The sequence below is a fragment of the Yinghuangia sp. YIM S10712 genome (assembly GCF_051388935.1).
Classification (GTDB): domain Bacteria; phylum Actinomycetota; class Actinomycetes; order Streptomycetales; family Streptomycetaceae; genus Yinghuangia.
Genome location: NZ_JBPKBI010000003.1, coordinates 1 through 20,505 on the forward strand (window position 1 = coordinate 1; position 20,505 = coordinate 20,505).

General features: G+C 69.1%; 17 protein-coding genes. 7 read left to right on the plus strand and 10 right to left on the minus strand.

Annotated elements, in window-relative coordinates; genetic code table 11:
• The 6 genes from ACRX5W_RS09330 to typA all read right to left on the minus strand — a co-directional run.
• Positions 1-600: ATP-binding cassette domain-containing protein (locus ACRX5W_RS09330; protein WP_436787537.1), on the minus strand; the 600-nt coding region annotated here is incomplete at its 3' end.
• Complete coding sequence (locus tag ACRX5W_RS09335; RefSeq protein WP_436787538.1) at positions 581-1,627, minus strand: ABC transporter ATP-binding protein; 1,047 nt, start codon at positions 1,625-1,627, stop codon at positions 581-583. The genes ACRX5W_RS09330 and ACRX5W_RS09335, both read right to left, overlap by 20 nt.
• A 9-nt stretch (positions 1,628-1,636) precedes the next feature.
• Positions 1,637-2,587: an ABC transporter permease gene (locus ACRX5W_RS09340; protein ID WP_436787539.1), complete on the minus strand. Its 951-nt coding sequence runs from the start codon at positions 2,585-2,587 to the stop codon at positions 1,637-1,639.
• On the minus strand, positions 2,580-3,506 hold the full coding sequence (locus tag ACRX5W_RS09345; protein WP_436787540.1) for an ABC transporter permease: 927 nt from the start codon (positions 3,504-3,506) through the stop codon (positions 2,580-2,582). The genes ACRX5W_RS09340 and ACRX5W_RS09345 overlap by 8 nt, the downstream gene beginning before the upstream one ends.
• Before the next feature lie 121 nt (positions 3,507-3,627).
• Positions 3,628-5,277, minus strand: coding sequence for a peptide ABC transporter substrate-binding protein (locus ACRX5W_RS09350; RefSeq protein WP_436787541.1), 1,650 nt, complete (start codon positions 5,275-5,277; stop codon positions 3,628-3,630).
• Between the two features lie 699 nt (positions 5,278-5,976).
• Positions 5,977-7,842 (minus strand): translational GTPase TypA, encoded by a 1,866-nt coding sequence (gene typA, locus ACRX5W_RS09355; protein ID WP_436787542.1) that lies wholly within the window; start codon positions 7,840-7,842, stop codon positions 5,977-5,979.
• A gap of 559 nt (positions 7,843-8,401) precedes the next feature.
• Here typA and ACRX5W_RS09360 point away from each other — a divergent pair.
• The 5 genes from ACRX5W_RS09360 (at position 8,402) to ACRX5W_RS09380 (ending at position 13,858) form a co-directional block, all read left to right on the plus strand.
• Complete coding sequence (locus tag ACRX5W_RS09360) at positions 8,402-9,322, plus strand: hypothetical protein (RefSeq protein ID WP_436787543.1); 921 nt, start codon at positions 8,402-8,404, stop codon at positions 9,320-9,322.
• Positions 9,323-9,848: 526 nt separating this feature from the next.
• Positions 9,849-10,154 (plus strand): hypothetical protein, encoded by a 306-nt coding sequence (locus ACRX5W_RS09365; RefSeq protein WP_436787544.1) that lies wholly within the window; start codon positions 9,849-9,851, stop codon positions 10,152-10,154.
• Positions 10,155-10,272: 118 nt separating this feature from the next.
• Positions 10,273-11,067: a hypothetical protein gene (locus ACRX5W_RS09370; protein WP_436787545.1), complete on the plus strand. Its 795-nt coding sequence runs from the start codon at positions 10,273-10,275 to the stop codon at positions 11,065-11,067.
• Between the two features lie 83 nt (positions 11,068-11,150).
• Complete coding sequence (locus ACRX5W_RS09375) at positions 11,151-13,109, plus strand: fumarate reductase/succinate dehydrogenase flavoprotein subunit (protein WP_436787546.1); 1,959 nt, start codon at positions 11,151-11,153, stop codon at positions 13,107-13,109.
• Positions 13,109-13,858 carry a succinate dehydrogenase/fumarate reductase iron-sulfur subunit gene (locus ACRX5W_RS09380; protein WP_436787547.1) on the plus strand — a complete coding sequence of 250 codons (750 nt, stop codon included), beginning with the start codon at positions 13,109-13,111 and terminating at the stop codon, positions 13,856-13,858. Before ACRX5W_RS09375 ends, ACRX5W_RS09380 begins: the two co-directional genes overlap by 1 nt.
• A gap of 20 nt (positions 13,859-13,878) precedes the next feature.
• On the opposite strand, the gene ACRX5W_RS09385 is transcribed toward ACRX5W_RS09380, so the two are convergent.
• Together ACRX5W_RS09385 and ACRX5W_RS09390 are read right to left on the minus strand one after the other, a co-directional pair.
• The gene (locus ACRX5W_RS09385; RefSeq protein ID WP_436787548.1) at positions 13,879-16,332 is read right to left on the minus strand and encodes a SpoIIE family protein phosphatase; all 2,454 of its coding nucleotides are present in this window, start codon (positions 16,330-16,332) and stop codon (positions 13,879-13,881) included.
• Between the two features lie 88 nt (positions 16,333-16,420).
• Complete coding sequence (locus ACRX5W_RS09390; RefSeq protein WP_436787549.1) at positions 16,421-16,861, minus strand: (deoxy)nucleoside triphosphate pyrophosphohydrolase; 441 nt, start codon at positions 16,859-16,861, stop codon at positions 16,421-16,423.
• A 117-nt stretch (positions 16,862-16,978) separates the two neighbouring features.
• Between ACRX5W_RS09390 and ACRX5W_RS09395 the strand changes: the two genes are divergently transcribed.
• Both ACRX5W_RS09395 and ACRX5W_RS09400 read left to right on the plus strand, forming a co-directional pair.
• Positions 16,979-17,278 (plus strand): 4a-hydroxytetrahydrobiopterin dehydratase, encoded by a 300-nt coding sequence (locus ACRX5W_RS09395; protein ID WP_436787550.1) that lies wholly within the window; start codon positions 16,979-16,981, stop codon positions 17,276-17,278.
• A gap of 316 nt (positions 17,279-17,594) precedes the next feature.
• Entirely contained in the window at positions 17,595-18,116 is a 522-nt protein-coding gene (locus tag ACRX5W_RS09400; RefSeq protein WP_436787551.1) for a hypothetical protein, read from the plus strand.
• A 39-nt stretch (positions 18,117-18,155) separates the two neighbouring features.
• Here the strand turns inward: ACRX5W_RS09400 and ACRX5W_RS09405 are convergent, their stop codons facing one another.
• Both ACRX5W_RS09405 and ACRX5W_RS09410 read right to left on the minus strand, forming a co-directional pair.
• Positions 18,156-19,274, minus strand: a complete 1,119-nt coding sequence (locus tag ACRX5W_RS09405; protein ID WP_436787552.1) for a LamG-like jellyroll fold domain-containing protein — start codon at positions 19,272-19,274, stop codon at positions 18,156-18,158.
• A gap of 106 nt (positions 19,275-19,380) precedes the next feature.
• Positions 19,381-20,481 (minus strand): ricin-type beta-trefoil lectin domain protein, encoded by a 1,101-nt coding sequence (locus tag ACRX5W_RS09410; RefSeq protein ID WP_436788024.1) that lies wholly within the window; start codon positions 20,479-20,481, stop codon positions 19,381-19,383.
• Positions 20,482-20,505 lie beyond the last annotated feature (24 nt).

A 20,505-nucleotide genomic window follows, 5' to 3' on the forward strand; every position in this document is an offset into this window, starting at 1 on the left:
GATCCGTTGCCGCTGACCGCCGGAGAACTGGTGCGGATACCGGTTGATGTGCTCCGGATTCAGGCCGACCACGTCCAGCAGTTCCTGGACCTTCTTGCGCCGCTGCCCTTTGGGGGCCACGTCCGGGTGGATCGCGAAGGGCTCACCGACGATGTCGCCCACGGTCATGCGCGGGTTCAGGGACGTGTAGGGATCCTGGAACACCATCTGGATGTTGCGGCGGACCGCCTTGAGGGCGCGGCCGGACAGGCGCGAGATGTCCTCGCCCTTGTAGAGGACTTCGCCGCGCGTGGGTCGCTCCAGGTTCATCAGCAGCTTCGCGACGGTGGACTTGCCGCAGCCGGATTCCCCCACCAGGCCCAGCGTTTCGCCCTTGTGGAGGTCGAACGAGACCCCGTCGACGGCCTGGACCGCGGCGACCTGGCGCTGGAACAGGATGCCCTGGGTGAGCGGGAAGTGCTTGACCAGGTCCTTGACTTGGAGGACGGGCTCCGTGCGAGGGACGCTCGGCGCAGCAGTCTCGGCCGGTCCCGCCGTCTCCGCTGCCTTCACCACCTCCACTGTCTCCGCACCCTGCGGTTCATCGGCCGATGGTGCCATCGAGCGCCTCCTTCCAGAAGTGGCAGGCGCTCCCGCGATGCGCCGCAACTCCCGTGCCGGTGACCGCGTGCAGCGGCGGCGGCTCCGTACGGCACACGTCGCGCGCGTACGGGCAGCGCGGGTGGAACGCGCAACCCGCCGGTATACGCAGCAGATTCGGCGGCAGTCCCTTGATCGCGGCCAAGTCGCGGCCTTTGTGGTCGAGCCGGGGTATCGAGTCGAGCAGGCCCATGGTGTACGGGTGCGCCGGGGTCTTGTAGAGCGCGTGGACGGGGGCGCGTTCCACGATGCGGCCCGCGTACATCACGACGATGTTGTCGGCGACGTCCGCGACGACGCCGAGGTCGTGGGTGATGAGGATCAGGCCCATGTGGAACTCGCGTTGCAGGGCCGCGAGCAGGTCCATGACCTGGGCCTGGACCGTCACGTCGAGGGCCGTGGTCGGCTCGTCGGCGATGATCAGGTCCGGCTCCAGGGCCATCGCCATCGCGATCATGATGCGCTGGCGCATGCCGCCCGAGAACTGGTGCGGGTAGTCGTCGACGCGTGCCTTGGCGGCCGGGATGCGCACGAGGTCCATCAGATCGACCGCTTTGGCCTTGGCCTCACGCCGGGACATGCCGCGGTGGACGCGGAACATCTCGCCGAGCTGCTTGCCCACCGACAGCACGGGGTTCAGTGCGGACAACGCGTCCTGGAAGATCATCGCGACGTGCCGGCCCCGGATCCGGCGCCGCTCGTCCTGACTCATCGTCAGCATGTCCCTGCCGCGGAAACGGATCGCCCCCCGGGAGATCCTGGCGGGCGGTGTGTCGAGGATGCCCATGACGGCCTGCGCGGTCACCGACTTGCCGGACCCGGACTCGCCGAGCACCGCGAGCGTCTCACCGGCGTGCACCTGGAACGAAACCCCGTTGACCGCCTTGGCGATGCCGTCGCGCGTGTGGAACTCCACGTGCAGGTCGTCGACTTCGAGCAGGGCGGCGTCGGATTCGATGAGCACCGGTTCGGTGGTGTGGGTCGTCACCGCGCCCCCCTATCGGTTCTTCGGATCGAGGGCGTCGCGCACGGCGTCGCCCATCAGGATGAAGCTGAGGACCGTGACGCTCAGGAACAGCGACGGGAACAGCAGCGGGTGGGAAGCCTGCAGGAAGCGCTCCTGCGCGTCGCTGATCATCAGGCCCCAAGAGATGCCGGGTGGCTGAATACCGACGCCGAGGTACGACAGTGCCGCCTCCGCCGCGATGAACTCGCCCAGGCTGATGGTCACGTACACGAGCACCGGGGCGATCGCGTTGGGCAGGATGTGACGGAACGTCACCCGCAGTGTCCCGCCGCCCAGTGCCCGTGCCGCCACGACGTAGTCGTTGTGCTTGTTCGCGATGACCGCACCGCGCATCAGCCGGAAGATCTTCGGCCAGACCAGGGCCGCCATGATGAGGGCCACGGTCAGCGCGTCGCCCTTGCCGATGACGGCGAGTGCGAGGATCGCGCCGAGCATGAGCGGGATCGCGAAGAAGATGTCGGCGAAGCGCGACAGGAGTCCGTCGACCCACCCGCCCACGTAGCCCGCGACAAGGCCGAGGACGCCGCCGACGACGGTGACGAGGACGACTGTGGAGAAGCCCACGACGATCGAGTTGCGGGTCGACCAGATGACCTTCGTGTAGACGTCGCAGCCCTGGACGTCGTACCCGAACCAGTGCGAACCGCTGGGATCCTTCAGCGAGTTGACGAGTTTGCAGGCGCCGGCGTCGCGTGGGTTGTGGTCGGTGAACAACTGCGGGAACGCCGCGATCAGCAGCAGTACGAAGATGACGGACGCCGACGCGATGAACATCTTGCGGCGGCGCAGGTCGTACCACGCGTCCGACCACAGGTTGCCGACGCGCTCGTCCGCTCCGCCGCCGGCCCGGCCGGACGCCGCGACTTCGTCGGCGGCCTTGCCGGTGGACGGCTCCGACGCGCTCCCCTGGATGTCAGTCATAGCGGATCCTCGGATCGAGAACGGCGTAGAGCATGTCGACGAGGAGGTTGCCGACGATGTAGATGAGCACCAGGGCGGTGACCATGCCGATGACGACGGGGCGTTCGCGCAGGTAGACCGACTGGGCCAACTGCCCGCCCACCCCGGGGATGTTGAAGATCCGCTCGGTGATGATCGCGCCGCCCATCAGCGCGCCCAGGTCGGCGCCCAGGAAGGTGACGACCGGGATCAACGCGTTGCGGACGCCGTGCCGCATCACGACGCGGCTGTGCGGCAGGCCCTTCGCGACCGCCGTGCGGACGTAGTCGGACCGCATGGTTTCGGCCAGGCTGGTGCGCATGAGTCTGGTGACGTACGCGAGGGACAGCGTCGCGAGCACGTAGCCCGGCATGATGTACGCCTTGAACCCGTCGTGCTCGTTGAACGAGACGGGGAGGATCTGCCATTCGACGCCGACCAGCAGTTGCATGATGAAGCCGGTCACGAACGTCGGGATCGAGATCATCATCAGCGTGACGATCAGCACCAGGTTGTCGAAGAACCTGCCCCGGTTGAGCGCGGCGAAGATGCCCGCGACGATGCCGGCGACGGCCTCGATGACCAGGGCCGTCACCGCGAGGTTGATCGTCCAGGGGAACCGCTCGGCCATGATGTCGCCGACCGCGCGGCCTCGTACGGTCGTGCCGAAGTCGCCTTGGAAGATCCCCGTCAGGTAGTTCCAGTACTGGCTGAGGAACGAGTCGTCGAAGTGGTATTTCTCCCGGATCATCTCGACGACGACGGGATCCTGGCGGCGATCCCCGGCCATCGCCCGCGCGGGGTCGCCCGGCAGGAAGTACACCATGGTGTAGATGAGCAGCGTCGTCCCGATCAGGACGGGGATCGCCTGGAGCAGCCGACGCACGAGATAGCGGTACACGAGCCCTCCCGGTGGGGCGGTGCCCCGGAGCGCGGGCGCGGCGGTGCTCCGGGACGGGGGGCGGGGACCGGATCCGTCGGGAGACGCCCCGGTCCTCGGCCGCCGTGTCGGTGGCGGACGGCTACTTGAGCGACACCAGGTCGAGGCGCATGCGGTTCTGCGCGTCGATCCTGACGTTGGTCACCCGGTCCGACCAGGCGTTCGAGCTCATGTAGAAGAACACCGGGATGTACGGCAGTTCCTTCAGCAGGATGTCGCTGGCCGCCTGGTACGCGGCGATGCCCTCATCCCCCTGCTTGACGTCGGCCGCCGCGAGCGCCGCCTCGAACTGCTCGTTGACGTAGCCGGCGTGGTTCGAGCCGTTGTCGATGGCGATCTTGCTGAAGATCGGCCGCAGGTAGTTCTCGATCGACGGGTAGTCCATGATCCAGCCCATGCGGAAGGCGCCGGAGTACCGCTTCTCGTCGAGCGCGTCCAGGATGGCCCCGAACTTCTCGAACGGGCGCGGCGTCACCTCGATGCCGAGGTTCTCCTTGAGCATGTTGCCGACGGCCTCGATCCAGTCCTTGTGGCCGCCGTCGGTGTTGTAGCCGATTTCGAGCCTGTTGCCGGGCAATCCGCCTGCCTTGGCGTAGAGGTCCCGCGCCGCCTGCGGGTTGAAGGTGCACGCCTCGCCGCACACGCCCTGGCGGTAGCCCGGGATGATCGGGCTGACGAAGTCGTCGGCGGGCGGACGGGTCCCGCTGAAGATCTTCTCGTTGAGCGTCTTGCGGTCGATCGCCATCGAAATGGCCTTGCGCAGATCGGGGTTGGCGTACTCCGGGTTGGTGGCGATGGGGAAGCCGATGTAGCCGATCGACGACTCGGCCACGCTGGAGGTCCGGCCCGGGAAGTCCTTCTGGACCGTGGCCATCGCGGAGACCGGCAGCTTGTCGGTGATGTCGATCGCGCCGGCGCGCAGGTCGTTGTACGCGGTGTCCAGCTTCTCGTAGATCTTGAACGTCACCGCGTCGAGGAGGGCGTCGCCGTCGTGGTCGGGGAAGGCGTCGTAACGCTTCACCTTGATGTGCTGGTTGTGCTCCCACTTGCCGTCCATCATGAACGGGCCGTTGCCGATGGGGGCGTCGTCGAAGGCCTTGGGGTCGGCGAAGAAGGCTTTCGGCATCGGGTAGTACGCGTTGTAGCCGAGCATCGTCGGAAACTGCGCGAAGGGCACCTTGAGGGTGACCTCGAAGGTGGTGTCGTCGACGACCTTCAACCCCTTGAGCTTGTCGGCGGTGGGCTGTTTGCCCTCCCCCGGCGCGAGTTCCTCGGAGCCCTCGATCTTGTCGAAGAACGGGATCGCCTCTTGCGCGTTGTTCTGGTTCGCGCCGTAGTTCCAGGCGTCGACGAACGAACTCGCGGTCACCTTCTCGCCGTTGTGGAAGGTGTAGTCGGGCTTGATCTTGATCGTCCAGGTCTTGTTGTCGGTGCTCGTGATCGACTCCGCGACCCGGTTCTCCGGCTTGTTGGTGTCGATGTCGTAGTCGACGAGCCCGGCGAAGAGGGCGTTGAGCACCTCGTTGCCCTCGCTCTCCGAGGTGTTCGTGGGAACCAGGCCGTGCTGGGGCTCCCCGAGCTGGACGGTGATCGACCCGCCCTTCTTGCCGGCGCCCGCCGGGGCGGAGGCGTCGGGCTCCGGATCATCGCTGTCGGTACTGCATGCGGCAGTGGCGGCGAGGGCCATCGCGGCCAGGGCCGCGCCGAACTTCACGCGCGTAGATCCACGCACGGTCTGCCTCCTCGGAGTCTCTTGTGGGACAGAAAAGAGGGAGGGAGATTGCGGCCGGCGGACTCCCCTCCCGACGCGCAGGAAAAGATCACGCCCGCGCCCGGAGGACGTGCGGAGCAGGCCGGAAAAAGCGACTCGGACGCAAGCGCAACTATCCGACTACCGGTGATCTACATCCATAGCCGCACTGTTTCTTTTCGATTAAGCCTGACCCCGCCATTGCCCCTATTCGGTGACGAACTCCAACAAATTGACCGCCAACCGGAATGGCGGATTACCCGCTGACCGGAGGGCAGTGTCCGGTCAAGAGACGACGAGTTGATCATTGTCGCGCGTAGAGTGCACGGTTTGCCGGTATTGATGCGGAAAATGACCCCCGATGCCGGGTCCATAGTGTGGGCCGCCTGCCGACCGGTCGCCCGCCGCATGCCGCACCGGAATTCGATCAGCGATATTCGATCATGCGGGCCGGGCGGAAAAGATCATTCCGGGAATTACCGCGAAACGCACCCGATGCGAGAACACAAAGATCGGGAGAATGATCGGCACCGGAATGACCCGGGCGATTACCGCAGCCGGGAGGGGTCGCCGCCGTGCGGGGGCTCGGACGCGCGCTGCTGAGCGGTGGCCACACGGCGGAGCCCCCGCCCCCCGCGTCGGCGGGTGGCGGGGGCTCGTGAAACTGCGGCCGTCGCGCTCTCAGGAGCGCTTGGCGCGGGAGGCGGCGCGGGCGCGTTCCTGCTGGTTCAGGACCACCTTGCGGATGCGGACCGTCTCCGGCGTCACCTCGACGCACTCGTCCTCGCGGCAGAACTCCAGCGCCTGCTCAAGCGAGAGCTTGCGCGGCGGGATCAGCTTCTCCGTCTCGTCCGCCGTCGACGAGCGCATGTTGGTGAGCTTCTTCTCCTTGGTGATGTTGACGTCCATGTCGTCGGAGCGGCTGTTCTCGCCGACGATCATGCCCTCGTACACCTCGATGGTCGGCTCGACGAACAGCGTGCCGCGCTCCTGGAGGTTGGTCATCGCGAACGCGGTCACCACGCCCGAACGGTCCGCCACCAGCGAGCCGTTGTTGCGCGTGCGCAGCTCGCCGACCCACGCCTCGTAACCGTCGTGGATGCTGTGCGCGATGCCGGTGCCGCGCGTCTCGGTGAGGAACTCCGTACGGAAGCCGATGAGTCCGCGGGCGGGGACCACGAACTCCATGCGGATCCAACCGGTTCCGTGGTTGGTCATGGTCTCCATGCGCCCCTTGCGGGTCGCGAGCAGCTGCGTGATCGCGCCGAGGTATTCCTCCGGCGCGTCGATGGTCAGGCGCTCGAACGGCTCGTGCACCTTGCCGTCGACGGTCTTGGTGACCACCTGCGGCTTGCCGACGGTCAGTTCGAAGCCCTCGCGGCGCATCTGCTCGACCAGGATCGCCAGCGCCAGCTCGCCGCGGCCCTGGACCTCCCACGCGTCCGGCCGCTCGGTCGGCAGCACGCGCATCGAGACGTTGCCGACGAGCTCCTTGTCGAGGCGGTCCTTCACCAGGCGCGCGGTGACCTTGTGGCCCTTGCCGCCCTTGCCGACCAGCGGCGAGGTGTTGGTGCCGATGGTCATCGAGATCGCGGGCTCGTCGACCGTGATGAGCGGCAGGGGGCGCGGGTCCTCCGGGTCGGCGATGGTGTCGCCGATCATGATCTCGGGGATGCCCGCGATCGCGATGATGTCGCCGGGCCCGGCCTGCTCGGCGGGCTTGCGCTCCAGCGCGTCGGTCATCAGCAGTTCGGTGATGCGCACGCGCTCGATGCTGCCGTCGTGCCGGCACCACGCGGCCTGCTGGCCCTTGCGGATCGTGCCGTTGTGGACGCGGCACAGGGCGATGCGGCCGAGGAAGTTCGACGCGTCGAGGTTGGTGACGTGGGCCTGGAGCGGCGCCCCCTCCTCGTACGTCGGCGCGGGGATGGTGTCGAGGATCGTCTGGAAGAACGGCTGGAGGTCCCCGTTGTCCGGCGTGGCACCGTTGTCGGGCCGGGCCAGGGACGCCATGCCGTCGCGGGCGCAGGCGTACACGATCGGGAACTCGATCTGGTCCTCGGTCGCGTCGAGGTCCATGAACAGCTCGTACGTCTCGTCGACGACCTCGGCGATCCGCGAGTCGGGCCGGTCCACCTTGTTGATGCACAGGATGACCGGCAGCTTGGCGGACAGCGCCTTGCGCAGCACGAAACGGGTTTGCGGCAGGGGGCCTTCGGAGGCGTCCACGAGCAGCACCACGCCGTCGACCATCGACAGGCCGCGCTCGACCTCGCCGCCGAAGTCGGCGTGGCCCGGGGTGTCGATGATGTTGATGGTGATGGGGTCGCCGCCGTCTTTGGGGTGGTACTTGACGGCGGTGTTCTTCGCGAGGATGGTGATGCCCTTCTCGCGCTCCAGGTCGTTGGAGTCCATCACCCGGTCGTCGACCTGCTGGTGTGCGCTGAAGGCGCCGGCCTGCTTGAGCATGGCGTCGACCAGGGTCGTCTTCCCGTGGTCGACGTGGGCGACGATGGCGACGTTGCGGATGTCGTTGCGCGTGGGCATGCGTTTACGGGCTTCCGTTGGGCTCGGGACGTCGCATCCGACAGCCTTGAATGTCCGGTTCCGCCGGATATGCCGGGATGCAAGCCGGGCCGGTCCGCCGCGGCACCCCCCATGGTACGGGGCGGGCCCGCCCCCCGGGGGTTGCGGAGGTGTGACTCCTGCCGTTGCCCTGAGCCCCAACGACTCTCGGTATTCCGGATGTTTCCGATCGGAAGGTCTTCTCCCGACCCTTTCGGGCAGACACCACGGTCCGCGCTTCGACGCCGATTGCCCGGAAAACCCCGGGTCTTCCACCGGCTCCACGCAGGCTTCACGCCTCCGGGCCACTCTCGGTGACGGCGGGCCCCAAGCCCGCGATGCGCGTGTTCTCGGCCTGCCACCGCAGGGATTAAGCAGCCCGAAGGCTTGGCTTTCGCCACCCGGTGACCCGCGAACCATCAAGAGAGAGTGACCTTCGAAGACGTTTCCGGAGAAAACGCACAGCAGCACGACCCCCCGCCGAAGCTGCGGACTCGGTGCGTCGACGGCGAGCCGCGGGGACCAAGGCACAATCGGCAGTGTGAGTGAATCCTTCAGCGAGCGGATGCGACGGCGTTGGTCGGCCCGGCGCGGTGATCGCGGCCTGGACGGCTCCGGCTCCGACGGCGCGTTCGGCGCGGATCCGCGCGAGCCGTCGAACGGCGCGGGCGGCCCCGGGCCCGCGGGCGGAGGTCCGGGCAACCCCTTCGGCGGCGCGTTCGGCAGGCCGCACCCCGGGCTCCCCGAAGACCTTCCCGGCCCGGACGACGACGTACCCCCCGCGCCGGTCGAGTCCGAGTCCGCCGCCCGCGCACGCATGCTGCACGAGCGCATCACGGAGGCGTACGGCGCGGGCGACGTCGCGAAAGTCGTGCAGCTGGCCGACCTGATGCCGGACGGGCCCGAGGGCGAGCCGTACCGCACCTACGCGCAGGTGCTGGCCGCCGAGGCGCAGGCCGACGACGCCGGCGCGGCCGAGATCGCCCGGTCGTATCTGCACCGGCTGCACTCCGGCCATCCCGAGTGGGACACCGCCCGCACGCTCTTCGGCGAGGTGATGGTGCAGGCGCTGGTGATGGGCGTCGTTCCGCTCGCCGGGAACCTGGCCGCCGCCGAGGAAGCCCTTGCCGCGCCGACCGACTACTACGTGCACCCCTCCGGCATGCTGCTCAAGTTCGCCGACGAGGAAGAGCAGCACCCCCTTCTGCTGGTGCTGCACGGCGACACCGCCAAGGGCGTGCGGGCCGCGCAGGCGGCGGTGCGGCAGGAGAAGCAGGGCACTCCCGCGGGTTATGCGGACGCCCTGTGCACCCTCTCGCTGGCCGCGTGTGCGGCCGGCGACATCGACGGCGCCCGGCGCGCCCTCGTCGATGCCGAACGCGTGCTGCCCGGCCGCCCGCGCATCGCCGCCACGCGCGCACGGATCGAATCAAGCCCGGCCGCGACACTGCGCGAGGACTGAGAACCGCCCGGGGACGCTCGGAACGTGCGCCGGACCCGACGTTGCGTGTCGTCGTGGTGGCCGGCGTGTGCGTCGGCGTGGGACCGGCCTCGGGCGCGAAGCCGTGCGGCCGGTTCCGACGGGTTTTCCGCGGTGCCCACCGACCGACCTCACGCACTTCGTGGATTTTCCGATCATGAATTGATGGGCTCTTCATGATCGATCGGCGGTCGTCCGGCGATCGGCGGATGATCCTTTTTCTTGATCGGCGATTCCTGACCATCCGGTCGGTCCCGGAGCGCGCCACCCGGGCCGGGATTGCTTCTGTGGTCCCCCGGGTGGGGGAATTCGACCGGTGCCCGCGAAAAAGATCGCCATACCACTTTCCAATCTTTCCCTGATCGCGCCACACTTCCGGGGTTCGCACCGCATACGGCCGCGACGGCGATGCGGCATGCCCGGTACGACGCGAACAGGCACGTCCGCAACACCGACCAACCGGTCCCCCGACGACGCGGGGCCGGCGACCAGGGGGTGAGCGCGCGACATGACGGCGACCGTTGACGACGACCTGATCCGCGCCCGGCGGAAGCTGGACGAACTCGACCGCGTGCTGCGCTCGGTGCGCAGCCGGGTGGGCAACACACTCGACATACGCCGGGTCTGCGGCGATGTCGAGCGGCTGCGCGACTCCCTCGCGCTGCTGGCCGAGCACACCCCGCGCGCCATCCGCACCGGACCGCCGCAGCCTCGGACAGACCTCGAACCGCTCTCCGAACTCCCCTATGACCCGGGGTTGTTCGCGGACGCCGACGACGAGGGGATCGGCGGCATGCGGCCCCAACGGCCGTAGCCGCCCGGTGTTCGGGCCGGGATGCCGCTGCCGCCCGGCCCGGACGCGAGGGCGCGGCCCCCGAGCTCCTGACGCGCCGAACACCTCACGAACACGCAGCCGAGAAGGGCATTCACGCATGGCCACCGGCACCGCCGCGCCCGGCAGGGCTCAGATCCAGGAACGGCATCTCCGCACGGACCGATGGTGGCTGGGATCGGCCGCCACGGTCACCATTCTTGTCGCGTTCATCATCTACTCGACCTGGCGGGCCTTCGCCAACGACGACTACTTCTCCGAGCCGTACGTTTCGCCGTTCTACTCGCCTTGCCTGTCCACCAACTGCGACAGCATGCCGCTGAGCGCGAATGCGCCGATTTTCGGCGACTGGTGGTCGCTTTCCCCCGCGCTGATCATTCTGATCTTCCCGCTCGGATTCCGACTCACCTGCTACTACTACCGCAAGGCCTACTACCGCGGTTTCTGGGCCTCGCCGTCCGCGTGCGCGGTTCCCGAGCCGCGCGGCAAGTACAGCGGTGAGACGCGGTTCCCGCTGATCCTGCAGAACTCGCACCGCTACTTCCTCTACTTCGCGGTGATCGTCGCCGGAATCCTCACCTGGGACGTGATCATCGCCTTCCGCGACGAGCACGGCGCGTGGGGGCACATGGGCCTGGGGACGCTGGTGCTGCTCGCCAACGTGCTGCTGATCTGGGCGTACACCATCTCGTGTCACTCGTGCCGGCACATCATCGGCGGACGGCTCAAGCACTTCTCGAAGCACCCGATGCGGTACCGCTACTGGCAGATGGTGAGCCGGCTGAACACCCGGCACATGCAACTGGCGTGGGCGTCGCTGTTCAGCGTCGCGCTCGCGGACCTGTACGTGTACCTCGTCGCGTCCGGCGCGTTCGACGACCCGCGCTTCTTCTAGTCCCGGCCCCGGGGTCCGAGTCCCGGGTTCCCGTCCCGGGTCCGAGTCCCGGGTTTCAAGTCCCAGGAAAGGCACCGAGCTTCATGTCCGAAGTAGAACGGCACAGCTACGACGTCGTCGTCATCGGGGCCGGCGGCGCGGGACTTCGCGCGGCCATCGAGGCGCGCGCGCAGGGGATGCGCACGGCGGTGGTCTGCAAGTCGCTGTTCGGCAAGGCCCACACGGTCATGGCCGAGGGCGGTATCGCGGCGTCGATGGGGAACGTCAACAGCAACGACAACTGGCAGGTGCACTTCCGCGACACCATGCGCGGCGGCAAGTTCCTCAACCACTGGCGCATGGCGGAGCTGCACGCGAAGGAAGCGCCGGACCGGGTCTGGGAGTTGGAGACCTGGGGAGCGCTGTTCGACCGCACGAAGGACGGCCGGATCAGCCAGCGCAACTTCGGCGGCCACGAGTATCCGCGCCTCGCGCACGTCGGCGACCGCACCGGCCTTGAGCTGATCCGTACGCTCCAGCAGAAGATCGTCGCGCTCCAGCAGGAGGACGAGGCCGAGACCGGCGACCCCGAGGCGCGGCTGAGGGTCTATCAGGAGGTTACGGTCACCCGGCTGTTGACCGAGCCGGCCGACGGTCCGGGCGGCGGCAACCGGATCACCGGCGCGTTCGGCTACTGGCGCGAGTCGGGCCGCTTCGTGGTGTTCGAGGCCCCGGCGGTCGTGCTGGCGACCGGCGGGATCGGCAAGTCGTTCAAGGTGACGTCGAATTCGTGGGAGTACACCGGCGACGGCCAGGCTCTCGCGCTGCTCGCGGGGGCGTCGCTGATCAACATGGAGTTCGTGCAGTTCCACCCGACGGGCATGGTCTGGCCGCCGAGTGTGAAGGGCATCCTCGTCACCGAGTCGGTGCGCGGGGACGGCGGCGTGCTGCGCAACTCCGACGGCAAGCGGTTCATGTTCGACTACATCCCGGACGTGTTCAAGGAGAAGTACGCGCAGTCCGAGGAGGAAGGCGACCGCTGGTACACCGACCCGGACAACAACCGCCGCCCACCCGAGCTGCTGCCCCGCGACGAGGTCGCTCGCGCGATCAACGCCGAGGTCAAGGCCGGGCGCGGCACCCCGCACGGCGGCGTGTACCTGGATGTGTCCACGCGCCTGCCGGCCGAGGACATCAAACGCAAACTCCCGTCCATGCACCACCAGTTCAAGGAACTGGCCGACGTCGACATCACCGCGGAGCCGATGGAGGTCGGGCCGACCTGCCACTACGTGATGGGCGGCATCGAGGTGGACCCGGACACCGCCGCCACTCCGGGCGTGCTGGGCCTGTACGCCGCGGGCGAGGTGGCCGGCGGCATGCACGGCAGCAACCGGCTCGGCGGGAACTCGCTGTCCGACCTGCTGGTCTTCGGGCGACGCGCGGGTCTGCACGCGGCCGAGTACGCCGCCGCACGCGGCGACGCACGCGGCGGCGTGGACCAGGTCCAGATCGACGCCGCCGCGGCCGAGGCGGTCGCGCCGTTCAACAACGACGGCGCGGAGAACCCGTACTCGGTCCACCAGGAGCTTCAGCAGACGATGAACGACCTGGTCGGCATCATCCGGCGCGAGGGCGAGATGACCGAGGCGCTGGCCCGCCTGGAGGAACTCAAGGCGCGTGCGGAGAAGGCCGGGGTCGAGGGGCACCGGCAGTACAACCCGGGCTGGCACCTCGCGATCGACCTGCGCAACATGCTGCTGGTCTCCGAGTGCATCGCGAAGGCGGCTCTGGAACGCGAGGAGAGCCGGGGCGGGCACACCCGCGAGGACCACCCGGGGATGTCCGCCCAGTGGCGCAAGGTGGTGCTGGCCTGCACGCTCGCCGCCGACGGCGGTCACGTGGACCTGGTGCGGCGTACCCCCGAACCGATGCGCGCCGACCTGCTCGCGCTGTTCGAACGCGACGAGCTCAGGAAGTATCTGACCGACGCGGAACTGCCGCCGCAAGCCGAGTCGCGGGCGGAGTCGGAGTCGGCCTCGGACGAGGGGAAGACGGACTGATGTCGTACAAGGCCAACTTCCGCGTGTGGCGCGGCGATGTGGACAGCGGGGAGCTGCGCGACTACACGGTGGAGGTGAACGAGGGCGAGGTGGTCCTCGACATCATCCACCGGCTCCAGGCCACCCAGGCGCCCGACCTCGCGGTGCGGTGGAACTGCAAGGCGGGCAAGTGCGGTTCGTGCAGCGCGGAGATCAACGGGCGACCGCGGCTGCTGTGCATGACCCGCATGAGCACGTTCACGGAGGACGAGACGATCACCGTCACGCCGATGCGGACCTTCCCGGTGATCCGCGACCTGGTGACGGACGTGTCGTTCAACTACGCCAAGGCCCGCCAGGTGCCGTCGTTCACGCCGCCGCCGGGCCTCGCCGCGGGCGAGTACCGCATGCAGCAGGTGGACGTCGAGCGCTCGCAGGAGTTCCGCAAGTGCATCGAGTGCTACCTGTGCCAGAACACCTGCCATGTGATCCGCGACTTCGAGGACAACAAGCCCGCTTTCGCCGGGCCGCGCTACCTGATGCGCATCGCCGAACTCGACATGCACCCGCTCGACGTCGCGGACCGCCAGGAGGCCGCGCAGGAGGAACACGGGCTGGGCTACTGCAACATCACCAAGTGCTGCACGGACGTCTGCCCCGAGCACATCAAGATCACCGACAACGCCCTGATTCCGATGAAGGAGCGCGTCGCGGACCGCAAGTACGACCCGCTGGTGTGGCTCGGCAACAAGATCCGCCGACGCGCCTGACCCGCGGCTCCCTGTGCGGATTACTTGGTGGGGAGCTGGAGTTCGAACCACACGATCTTCCCGTGGCCCGACCTCCGGCTCCCCCACCGCTCGGCGAGCGTGGTGACCAACTGCATGCCTCGACCGCCCTCGTCGGTGTCGCGGGCCTCGCGGAGCCGGGGCAGTGCCGGCACCGCGTCGGCCACCTCGCACAGCAGCGCCCGTCCGCGCAGCAGGCGCAGGCGGATGGGCCCGGCCCCGTACCGCAGCGCGTTGGTGACCAGCTCGCTGACCAGCAACTCGGCGACGTCCAGCAGGACTTCCAGATCCCAGTCGTGCATCGTCTTGCGGGTCAGCTCACGCGCCCGGGCCACCACCGACGGCTCGGCGGGCAGCCACCACGAGGCGACCGCGTCCTCGGGCAGCGCGTCGAGCCGGGCCATCAGCAGGGCGACGTCGTCGAAGCCGAGGTCCTTGTGCAGGGACGCGATGACCGCGTCGGACGCCTCCTCCAACGGGCCCCGGTGTTCCGCGACCGCCTCGCACAGCAGCCCGATCCCGGTGTCCAGGTCTCGGTCGCGCGTCTCGACCAGGCCGTCGGTGTAGAGCACCAGCACGCTGCCCGGCTCGACCTGCAACTCCTTCTGCTCGAACGGGACTCCGCCGACCCCGAGGACGGCTCCCGACGGCGCCTCCACGACGATCGGGACACCGTCGGGCGGCACGAGGACCGGCGGCAGGTGCCCGGCGCTGGCGAACTCGAAGGTACGCGCGACCGGGTCGTAGACGACGTACACGCAGGTGGCGTAATGGAGTTCGCCGAGGCTCGCCACGATGACGTCGAGATGGCCCATGACTTCGGCCGGCGGCAGGTCAAGCCCGGCGAGCGTGCGCACCGCCGTGCGCAACTGCCCCATCACCGCCGCCGCGTGCACACCGTGGCCCATGACGTCGCCGACCACGAGCCCGATCCGCCCGCCGGACAGCGGCAGCACGTCGAACCAGTCGCCGCCGACCTCCGTCACCAGGCTGCCGGGAAGGTAGCGGTGTGCGACATCGATGCCGGGGATCTCCGGCAGATCCTGGGGCAGCAGGCTGCGTTGCAGCATGACCGCGGTCTCGCGCTGGCGGTGGTACAGCCGCGCGTTGTCGACCGACACAGCGGCACGCGCCCCGAGTTCGGTGGCCAGTGTCAGGTCGTCGGGATCGAACGCCGGCCGACCCTCGCCCCGGCCGAGCAGCAGCGTGCCGAGCACGATGCCGCGGGCGCTCAGCGGCACGACCATGAGCGTGTGCACACCGAGCGAGCGCGCGGACGCGGCGCGGGCGTTGTCGTGGATGAGCTCCTCGTACATCTCACCCTGGATGTTCTGCACGAGGTAGGAACCGCCGCTGCGCAGGCAGCGGCCGAACGTCGAGTCGGCCGAATACACCAACCGCGAGCCTTTGGGCAGCAGTTCGTCCCCGAAGCGGCCCGGCCGCGCACCCCGTGAAGCCGCGCGGTGCATCACGGTGGAGCCCCCGTGCGCGCCCGGCGGGATCTCGTCGCCGGACATCACCACGTCGAGCAGGTCGACCGCGGCGAGGTCGGCGAAGCCCGGCACCACCGACGCGGCCAGCTCCTCGGCGATGCGCGGGATGTCGAGCGTCGCCCCGATCCGCGTCCCGGCCTCGTTGAGCAGCGCGAGACGTTTGCGGGCCGCGTCGACCTTGACCATCGCGTAGTGCCGCTCGGTGACGTCGATGAGCGAGCAACTGACGCCCAGAATCTTGCCGTTGTGTGCCTGAAGCCGGTTGTACGACATCGACCACACCGTGCGGTGGCCGCCGTCCGCGGGCATCGGGCCGAAGATCCGCGAGTCGACGACCGGTTCGCCGGTGTCCAGCACGCGCTGCTGGATCGTGCGCACCCGAGCGGTGTCGATACCGGGCATGATCTCGTCGATCGTGCGCCCGAGATGGTCGGCGACCGGGACGCCGTCCATCCTGGCGAGCGCCTGGTTGACCGCGACGTAACGCAGGTCGGTGTCGAAGATCCCGACGCCGATCGGCGACTGGTCGAACAACGCCTCGCGGATCGCGAGGTCCGCCTCGACCCGGTGCAGGGCGTCGGCTTCGACCGAGGTGACGAGGATCGACCGGCTGCCGTCCGCGCCGGTGACGAACGCCGAGCGCGACTCGAAGTCCTTGACCGTGCCGTCCGCACGGCGCATGCGGTAGACCCCGCCGACCAGTTCCGCTTCGGCGGCGTCGAGGTTGACGTGGTTGCGGTCCGCCTCGTCCAGCGGCGGAACGAGCAGGTCACCAGCCCAGCGACCGAGGATCTCGGCACGCGAGTAGCCGAACAGCCGCTCGGCCGAGCGGCTCCACATGATGACCTTGCCCGCCGAGTCGGTCACCCACGTGGCGCTCGGCACCAGGTCGTAGAGGGTTCCCGGCGCCACCGAGTTGGGCGTCGCGTTCCGGGAGAGCCGCTCGGTGCGCTGTTCCTCCATAGTGACCGCGGGTCCCTCACATCGACGTCGCTGCGGAGCCGTTTCCGATGAATGATGGCTTATCCAAGGCTTCACACCTTACTTCCGATTAGCCCGTTGGAGTGATGGCCATCAAGCGGGCCACGACCGCGACGGCGCTGCGGTCCTGCGGCAGCCAGTCGACGTCGTCCAGTTCGAGCGGCCCGAGCCAGCGCAGCTCCGAGTGGTCCTCCAGCGGACGCGGTTCGCCGCCCAGCAGTTCGGCGTGCCACAGGTGCAGGACGTACCCGGGATTGAGCGGCCACGCGCCCGGTAGACGGCTCACCGGCCGCACCGACACCCCGAGCTCTTCGCGGCACTCGCGCACCAGGGCCTCGCCCTCGGTCTCACCGGGCTCCAGCTTGCCTCCGGGGAACTCCCAGCCGCCCGCCAGATGCGGTGGTGCGCTGCGCCGCGCGGCGAGCACCCGGCCGCCGTGCAGGATCGCCGCCCCGACGACGATCACGGTGTCGTTCTCGGGGATGCCTGCGGAGTCGTCCGAGGGGGCCATGGCGGTCCACTGTACGGCTTTCGGGGGGCCGACCGGATATTCGGCGAACAGGGGAGGCGCACTCCGGCGCCGTGTCGGGCTTGACCGGCGGGCGTACGGGCGGCCACCCTCCGACGCATGCCCGAAATCTTGGACGAAGCAGCCGTTCTCGCCGCCATCGCCGCACTCGACGGATGGTCGGGCGACGTCGAACAGATCCGCCGCACGGTCCAGGCGCCGGATTTCCCGACCGCGATCCGCATCGTCGACGTGGTGGCCGTCGCCGCGGAGAACATGAACCACCACCCGGACATCGACATCCGGTGGCGCACCCTGCACTTCACGCTGAGCACGCACGACGCGGGCGGGGTCACCGCGCTCGACATCGAGCTGGCAAAGAACATCGACGCGATCGTGAAGCAGCACGCGTCGAGCTGAGCCACCGACGACACAAGCGGCCCGCTCCCGGAGCGACCGTGCCCACGACGTCAGCCCCAGCCCCGGTACCAACCGTCGGCCGCCGAACCAGGCGTGGACGACAGCCGGGTTTCGCGCTCGCCCGCCCTCTTCCCGGCGCCCGCCGCGCGGCGCCCGGCCGGTCGTGCGTCCGCCACCGCACGCCGCCCGGCGGCGTTCACCCGCCCCGCACCATGCGGCAGACATACTTTTCGGCGTTTGCGGATAGTCGCGGCATATTGTCCGCGCCTGCCCGTCTCAGGCCGGCCGTTCCGCCCGAGTGTGTTGGAGAGACGCCGTGCCGCACTCCCGTCGTTTCCGTCTGGCCCTCGCCGCGGCGCTTCTCGTCGCCGCCCCGACCACCGTGCTGAGCGGGTGCGGCGCCGGGCCGGACGCCGAGACGCTCCAGATCCGCCCGGACACCCCGGAGACCGCTCTCGGTGGCCTCAAACTCCAGAACATCGCACTGGTGACCGGTCCCGTGGGGGAGGGCGGCCCGCTTGCGGTCGTCGCGTACGTCTACAACGGGGGCACCGAGGTCGACCGGCTCGAACGCATCTCGGTCAACGAACTCCCCCTGGACGCGGCGATCACCCCCGCCCCGAGCACCCCCGAGCTCCGGATCCTCCCCGGCCAGGCGCTCCAGATCGGCGGCGAGGGCAACACCGCGGCGGTGCTGCCGAACGCGGACAACATCATCAAGGCCGGCGACACCCGCCTGGTGACATTCGGATTCGCGCGGTCGGGCGAGGTCACGCTGTGGGTGCCGGTCGTGCCCGCCACCGGCTCCTACGCGGGCTACGGCCCGGCTGCCGCCTGACCCGGCACTATTCGCCGACACGGCGAAGCGTGCGGGGAGCTACTGCGGGTTCGCGGGGCCCGGATCGGTCGGCAGCGACTTGATCTCCTCGGCGGTGAGCGCCCGGTCGAAGACCGCGACGTCGGCGATGCCGCCGGAGAACAGGTCGGAGTTGTTCTTCGAGCGCCCGATGGTGAGCGGGCCCGTCGCGTTCCAGCTCATCGGAGCGTCCGTCGAGCTCTGTGCCACCCCGTTGACGTAGAGCGTGATGCGTCCGGCCACCGCGTCGTATACGCCCACCAGGTGCGTCCAGGTGTCCTTCGCGAATGGGCTCGTTGCGAGCGCCGTGTACCAAGCCGCCGGGTTGCCCGAGTCCTCCGACGTGCGGACGAAGGCCCAGGTGTGCGCGTCGCCGTTGTAGTGCAGGAGGAAGCCGCTGGTCTTGGCGCCGTCTTGGGCGACGATGGTCTTGTGGCCGTCGGTGGCGGACACTTTGGCCCACGCCGCGACCGTGAAGCTCTTGGACGTGTCGACGACTCCCCGCGCGGTCCCGAGGCTGCCGTCGCCGGCCACGACGATGCTCCCGCCTCGGTCGGGTGACCACTTCACGTTGCCCGTCACGGTCGCCGGTTGTTTGCCCGTCGCGTCCGCTGCCGTGGTGCCTTGGCCGTCGGCAAGCCTCCACCGACCGGTGGGGTCCGGGGTGCTGGGGACCGGCGGCGCGGGCGCTTCGACCGGCGCGGACGCTTCGCCCGCCGCGGGCGGCGGTGCCGATGCCGAAGCGGTGTCGGCTTCCTTGCCGTCGTCGCCGGACGTCCCGATGAGGAAGCCGCCGACGCCCGCCACGACGACGAGCACGACGGTGATGGCGATGCTGATGACGCGCTTCTTGGTCCTGTCCGGCTCAACCGCCTCGAACTGCACGGGAGTCGGCACAGGCCTCGGCTGGTTCCACGAGGGCGTGTCGTACGCGGCCGGCGGGAACACCGAGGTATTCGCCTCGGGCTCACGGGGCGCCGGGGGCGGCACGGACGCCTGTGCGGAGACCGTCGGGGAGCCGGCGGGGTCGCTGGTGCTGCGATAGCCCTCCGTCCAGGCTGAACCATCCCACCACCGCTGGGAGTTCGGTCGCCCTGAAGGGTCCTGGTACCAGCCGCTCGGCCTGCCTCCCATCTCCATGGCGCGAGATCCTAACATTCCTCGAACAACCAGGCTGTGTAAGGAAATTGCAGCACCTGCGGCGGCATCGGCACGACGCCGTGACGCGCTGCCCAAGTCGCCCTGGTCACACCGGCGGATGCCAGGACTGTTCCGTGGAACCGTCGCATTCTCGCGCTCGGACCGCGCCTTCGCCGGTGTCGGCGTCGAGGCACAGGCCGGTCTCCGGGTTGACGAGCGCACCGGACGGGCCGGCCGTCCACTGCTGCGCGGGCGCGCCGGTGCACGCCACAAGCGTAAGCGCGCCGGACTTCGCCGCCTGGAGGCACGTGCCGCCGTGCGCCAGGGCGTTCGGCTCGGTTCGGGACCACTCCTGCGCGGCGCTCGCGTCGCAGGTCTCCATCATCGGGCGCTCGGATTCCTCGGGAACCTCCAGGCATTTGCCCGGGAGGCCCGAGGTGACCGCCCCGGTGGGCGGCCTGGCCGAAGCGGAGAAGCCGAACGACTCCGTCGCCAGCCCCACACCGCCGTCCCAGATCTCGAAGCCGGCCTGCACCGAGCACAGCGACGAACTCGGCGGCACGTAGCCGCGTCGCTGCGCGTCGGTGGCGAACGCGAGCAGGTCCAACTCGGTGACCGCTTCGGCCGGGTCGTTGCGGGAGTACACGATCAGCGTGTGGCTGCTCTTCTTGGGCGCCTCGTAGACGGTGTAGTCGGCGTCTCCGACGCGGATGACCGCCGTCCGCTCGCCGGTGGGCTGCTTGTTGCGGCTGTCGATCCAGATCATGAGCTCGGCGCTCTCGGTGAACGAACACTGCCCCGGAACGCTGCTGAACCACAGGTCGTACGCGGCGTTGTAGGTGCCCGCGTCGGGGGTCGTGAAGCGCCAACTGCTGGTCGCATTCTGCAGCCGGTCCATGCGTATCGGCAGCGCGCCGCCGGTCGGGGGCGTCGTGATGTGCGCGTACGCGCCCGGGCCGCGCTGCGCGTCCACGATCGTGGACGGAGCCACGCCGCTCTGCGTCACGTGGAAGTCGGTCTCTCCCTCGCTGCGCACGCACAGTCCCCCGACGGCGTTCCACTCGTTGGGGTTGACCAGGTACCGCCCGGCGGCGACCTCGCGCGCCGGATGCCGGTTGACCTGGTCGGAACACAGCTCACCGGGTTCCGGCAACACCTGCGCGATGACGGCCGGCGGCGGCGGGTGATCGGCGCCCGCGGCGTCCATGTGCTGCTCTTCCCCGGGGCCCGA